This is a genomic window from Pseudomonas sp. NPDC078416, assembly GCF_050268485.1.
Taxonomy (GTDB): domain Bacteria; phylum Pseudomonadota; class Gammaproteobacteria; order Pseudomonadales; family Pseudomonadaceae; genus Aquipseudomonas.
In genome coordinates this window covers 1-5787 of sequence record NZ_JBNNGV010000062.1, presented here as the reverse complement: position 1 = coordinate 5787, position 5787 = coordinate 1, and the positions used below count along the sequence as shown (strand labels likewise).

At 63.7% G+C, this 5787-nt stretch carries 3 protein-coding genes; 2 read left to right on the top strand and 1 reads right to left on the bottom strand.

Features of this window, described 5'->3' with window-relative positions; genetic code table 11:
* Positions 1-456: 456 nt before the first annotated feature.
* Entirely contained in the window at positions 457-1902 is a 1446-nt protein-coding gene (locus tag ACQKEN_RS25250; RefSeq protein WP_427689485.1) for a PLP-dependent aminotransferase family protein, read from the bottom strand.
* A gap of 213 nt (positions 1903-2115) precedes the next feature.
* On the opposite strand from ACQKEN_RS25250, the gene treS reads away from it, so the two are divergent.
* Together treS and ACQKEN_RS25240 are read left to right on the top strand one after the other, a co-directional pair.
* Entirely contained in the window at positions 2116-4185 is a 2070-nt protein-coding gene (gene treS, locus ACQKEN_RS25245; protein ID WP_427689484.1) for a maltose alpha-D-glucosyltransferase, read from the top strand.
* 297 nt (positions 4186-4482) lie between these two features.
* Positions 4483-5631, top strand: coding sequence for an MFS transporter (locus ACQKEN_RS25240; protein WP_427689483.1), 1149 nt, complete (start codon positions 4483-4485; stop codon positions 5629-5631).
* Positions 5632-5787 lie beyond the last annotated feature (156 nt).

Here is a 5787-nt window from a genome sequence, read left to right as displayed (position 1 = left end):
ATGGCGGGGGGCGGCTCTCGCGGCATCCATGCCGCTCGGCCCACGGAGCGAGACCTGCGTTCAGCCTGCACCCAAGTCGCGATTGGCGGTGACTGAGCTTAATACGTACGAAGATCAAAAGCTTCCCGGCTGAAGCCGGTCCCACTTACGGCTGCCGGGGTTTTGCTGTCTGGATCTTGATCGTTCCCACGCTCTGCGTGGGAATGCATTCCTGACGCTCCGCGTCACCGGTCTCACTGATGCAACGCGCGCTGTTAGTGGGACCGGCTTCAGCCGGGAAGAGGCCGGTGCAGGCGACATCATTTATGATCGTGCCCACGCTCTGCGTGGGAATGCATCCCGGGACGCTCTGCGTCCATTCCCGGCTAAAGCCGATCCTGCTGGATGCACGTGCCGCTGTTAGTGGGACCGGCTTCAGCCGGGAAGGGGCCAGTGTAGGCACCCTCGGTTTCGCCGTTAATCAAATGCCATCAGCAAATCCCGCAACCGATCCAGCGCCGGGTCGATGTCGAGCAGGTCAATCGCACCAAAGCCCAGCATCAGCCCCTCGCGGGGTGGCGCGTCGTTGTAAAAGCCGTTGAGCGGGTAGAGGCCCAGCGCCTTGTCTCGGGCGCGGTCGACCAGCAGGTGCAGATCGATCGCCGGGTCGAGGGAGGCCTTTAGCATCACTGCCATGTGAAAGCCCGCCGTGCACGGGATGGTTTCCAGCCAGGGCGACAGGTCGCCGGCGATGCGCGACAGGATGCGTTCGCGGCGCCCGGCGTAGGTGCTGTGGCAGCGGCGGATGTGTTTGTTGAGCAGGCCTTCGCTGATGAATTTGCTCAGCGCCCATTGCGGCAGTGTCGAGGTGTGCCAGTCGGTCAGTTGCTTGGCTTTGATCACCGCCTCGAGGATCGCCGCCGGCAGCACGGCGTAGCCCAGGCGCAATTCCGGCAGCAGGGTTTTCGAAAAGGTGCCGACGTAGGCGACCACGCCGTGCTCGTCCATGCTCTGCAACGAGTCGGTCGGACGGCCTTCGTAGCGGAATTCGCTGTCGTAATCGTCCTCGATGATGATCGCGCCGATCCGTCGCGCCTTCTCCAGCAGGGCATGGCGACGTGCCAGGCTCATGGGCATGCCGAGGGGCATCTGGTGAGAAGGGGTGACATAGATGGCGCAGACGTTGTCCGGGATTTCATCAACGATAATGCCTTCGCTGTCGACCGGCACGCTGCTCACCTCGGCGCCTTGGGCGGTGAACAGCTGGCGCGCGGGTGTATAACCGGGGTCTTCCACCGCCACGCGGCTGCCGGGTTCGATCAGCACGCGGGCGATCAGGTCCAGTGCCTGTTGCGCGCCATTGCACACCACCACGTCATCGGCCCCACAGCGGACACCGCGCGCGAAGGCGATGTGCCCGGCAATGGCGGTGCGCAGGGCGGGCAGGCCTTCGGGCTGGCTGTAGAAGCCGCGTTCGGTGGACATCTGCCGCACCGCGTGATGTACGCAGCGCCGCCACTCGTCATGGGGGAACTGGGTTTTCGCCGTCGCGCCGCCGAGAAAGTCGTAGCGCAGGGTGCCCGCGCGGGTCGGGTGGCGCAGGGGCAGGGAGATGCGTTCCCATTTCGCCACGATGTGGGCGCTGGCCAGCTCCGAAGGCGCCGGTCGAGGCGGGCTGTAAGCGCTCAAGGCGTTGACGAAGGTGCCGCTGCCGACCTTGCCCACCAGGTAGTTTTCGTAGGTCAGCCGGCTGTAGGTGTCGGAAATGGTTTTGCGCGACAACCCCAGCTGCGCCGCCAGCAGGCGGCTGGGCGGCAATTGCACGCCCGCCGCGAGCCGGCCGGACACGATACTGTCGCGCAGCTGTTCGTAGACTTGATGGGCGAGGTCCTTGCGGCCCTCGATAACGATGTGTAATTCCACGCAAACCCCTGAACAGCGCCGACGGTGCGGATGCACGCCGGTGGATTTTAGCCAGCGCTGCGGCCATGGCATAGCAACCGATGCAACGTTTACGCGCCAAGGTGCTCTTAGAGTTAGGCAGAAACCTGACACGCACAGGCAGGACGGTCCGGACAGCGCTCGCAGAGCCCTGGGCCGCCGCTCCCATCCACTTGAAGATGGAACCCCGAACACATGACCACCCCGGACAAGCAGTACGTGGAATGGCTGGTTGAGCAATCGATGCTCAACGCCGCAAAGCAACGCGCAAAATTGTATGGCGGCCAGGGCCGTCTCTGGCAGCGCCCTTACGCCCAGGCCCGTCCGAGGGATGCTTCGGCCATCGGTTCGGTCTGGTTCACCGCCTACCCGGCGTCGATCATCACCCGTGATGGCAGCTCGGTGCTCGAAGCGCTGGCCGATGAACAACTCTGGCACGCGCTGTCCGAGATCGGCATCCAGGGTATTCACAACGGCCCGTTGAAAGCCTCCGGCGGTTTGAAAGGCCGCGAGCGCACCCCGAGCATCGACGGCAACTTCGACCGCATCAGCTTCGAAGTGGACTCGGACCTGGGCACCGATGCGCAGTTTCTCAATCTCAGCCGTATCGCCGCCGCGCACAACGCGATCGTCGTCGACGACGTGATTCCGTCCCATACCGGCAAGGGCGCGGATTTCCGCCTGGCGGAGATGGGCTACGAAGAGTACCCGGGCCTTTACCACATGGTGGAGATCAAGGAAGAAGACTGGTCGCTGCTGCCGGAGGTCCCGGCCGGCCGCGACGCCGTCAACCTGCAGCCTGCTACCGTCGATGCGCTGCGCGACAAGCATTACATCGTCGGCCAGCTGCAGCGGGTGATCTTCTTCGAACCCGGCGTCAAGGAGACCGACTGGAGCGCCACGCCCGTGGTCACCGGCGTCGACGGCAAGGACCGCCGCTGGGTCTATCTGCATTACTTCAAGGAAGGCCAGCCTTCGCTGAACTGGCTGGACCCGAGTTTCGCCGCGCAGCAGATGATCATCGGCGATGCCCTGCACGCGATCGACGTCATGGGCGCGCGGGTCTTGCGTCTGGACGCCAACGGCTTCCTCGGTGTCGAGCGCAAGGCCGACGGCACGGCGTGGTCCGAGAGCCATCCGCTGTCGATCACCGGCAACCAGTTGCTGGCTGGCGCGATTCGCAAGGCCGGCGGTTTCAGCTTTCAGGAGCTGAACCTGACCATCGATGACATCGCGTCGATGTCCCACGGCGGCGCCGATCTGTCCTATGACTTCATCACCCGCCCTGCGTACCAGCATGCGTTGCTGACCGGCCGCACAGAGTTTCTGCGGCTGATGCTGCGTCAGGTGCACGAGTTCGGCATCGACCCTGCGTCGCTGATCCACGCGCTGCAGAACCACGATGAACTGACCCTGGAACTGGTGCATTTCTGGACGCTCCACGCCCACGATCAGTACCTGTATCAGGGCCAGACCTTCCCGGGCAACATCCTGCGCGAGCACATTCGCGAGGAAATGTACGAGCGCCTGGCAGGCGAGCACGCGCCGTACAACCTGAAGTTCGTCACCAACGGCGTGTCCTGCACCACGGCGAGCATCATCACCGCGGCGTTGGGTATTCGCGAGCTGGACAGCATGACCGCCGCTGACATCGACACGATCCAGCACATTCACTTGCTGCTGGTGATGTTCAATGCCATGCAGCCGGGCGTGTTTGCGCTGTCGGGCTGGGACCTGGTGGGCGCCTTGCCGCTGCCGGCCGAGCAGGTGGAGCACCTGATGGGCGACGGCGACACTCGCTGGATCCATCGCGGTGGCTATGACCTGGTTGACATGGACCCGGACTGCGAGATCTCGGCAGGTGGCATGCCCCGGGCTCGCGCGCTGTACGGCAGCCTCGTCGAGCAGTTGAAACGGCCGGATTCGTTCGCCTCGCAGTTGAAAAAACTGCTGGCCGTACGCCGCGCCTACGACATCGCTGCCAGTCGGCAGATCCTGATTCCGGACGTCGAACACCCGGGATTGCTGATCATGGTTCACGAACTGCCGGCCGGAAAGGGCACCCAGATCACCGCGCTCAATTTCAGCGCGGAGGCCATCGTCGAGACCCTGCACCTGCCGGGCATCGCACCGGGCCCGGTGGTGGACATCATCAACGAGCGGGTCGAAGGCGATCTGACCGAAGAGGGTGAATTCACCATCACGCTGGACGCCTATGAAGGCTTGGCGCTGCGCGTGGTCAGCATGGCGGCACCGATGATGTGATCGGGCCTCTACCGGCAAAACTGTAGGAGCCGGCTTGCTGGCGAACCCGATCTGTCAGACACGTGAAAGGGTGACTGACACACCGCTTTCCCCAGCAAGCCGGCTCCTGCCGTGGATGCATGTTGTCCTTCATCAGCGGGACCGGCTTAAGCCGGGAAGGCTTCAGTCGTCACACCGCTGCACTGAGGGTGTACGGACTGGCCTCTTCCCCGTTCCTACGGGAGATTGCGTTCAGCGAGGAATCGCTTTTTTTATTCACCGTCTGCCGCTCGCGCAGACTCGTTCAGGTCGTTTTCTGTGTCAGTTGCCCAATCCGTTCGTGCCCCTGTCTTCGTTCACCTCTGGAGTTATCGCCTGACATTTCTGCTGTCCGGCATGTCGCTGGGTGCGTGGGCGCCGCTGGTGCCGTTCGCCCGTGACCGCGCCGGGCTTGAGGAAGCTCAGCTTGGCTTGCTGTTGTTGTGCTTCGGCCTCGGTTCGATGCTGACGATGCCGCTGGCGGGAATGCTGACCACCCGCAAGGGTTGCAGGTTTGTCTCGTTGATTGGCGGCGCGTTGATCTGCTGCATGCTGCCGTTGCTTGCCACCTTGTCATCCCTGCCAGCGCTGGCAGTGGCCCTGGCCGTGTTTGGCGCGGGACTGGGCAGCATCGACGTGGCAATGAACGTGCAGGGCCTGATGGTCGAGCGCGATCACGGACGGCCGATGATGTCGGGGTTTCACGGGCTGTTCAGCCTCGGAGGCATCAGCAGTGCGCTGTTGATGACCTTGCTGCTGTGGCTGGGCGCTTCGCCGTTACTGGCGGTGGCCGTGGTGGTGGCGCTGATTGCCGGGATGCTGCTCTGGCACGCGCGCTACCTGGTGCCCCATGGCGCGGACGACCCTTCAGCGCCGTTCGCCTGGCCGACCACCAAGGTGATTATCGTCGGGATTCTGTGCTTCATCGCGCTGCTGGTGGAAGGCGCGATGCTCGACTGGAGCGCGTTGTTCCTGAACCGCATGCACCAGATCGATTTGTCGGTGGCCGGCGGCGCCTACGCGGTGTTCTCGCTGACCATGGCTGCGGGCCGGTTTTCCGGGGATTGGTTGAGGAATCGCCTGGGCGCGGTGAACCTGCTGATCGGCGGCGGTCTGCTGGTGATGGTCGGTTTTGCCATGGCGATCCTGCTGGAGCCGTGGCCGCTGTTCCTGCTGGGCTTCGCGCTGATCGGTCTGGGTCTGTCCAATACCTTTCCGGTGTACTGCTCGGTGGTGGGTGCGCAGACCAAAATGCCAGCGGGGCTGGCGATTGCGGTGATTACCGGGATCGGCTACTGCGGCATTTTGCTGGGTCCCGCGTTGATTGGGTTCGCTGCCCATCTTGTTGGCCTGCGGGAGGCGCTCCTCTGCGTCGGCGCGCTGATGCTCGCGCAAGTACTGACGGCACGGCGGATGGCGAAGGGTTAAAACGCACTCACGCGAACCTTCGATCTGTAGATATCGTCTTGATGTCCCGAATGCAAGCCCGGCAGCGCGTTAGCGCTGCTGTTTTCAAGCAGGCAGGCGGGTGCCTCCGCAGCCCACGCGGCAGCAACAACCTGACCATCCAAGTCCTGGTCGATC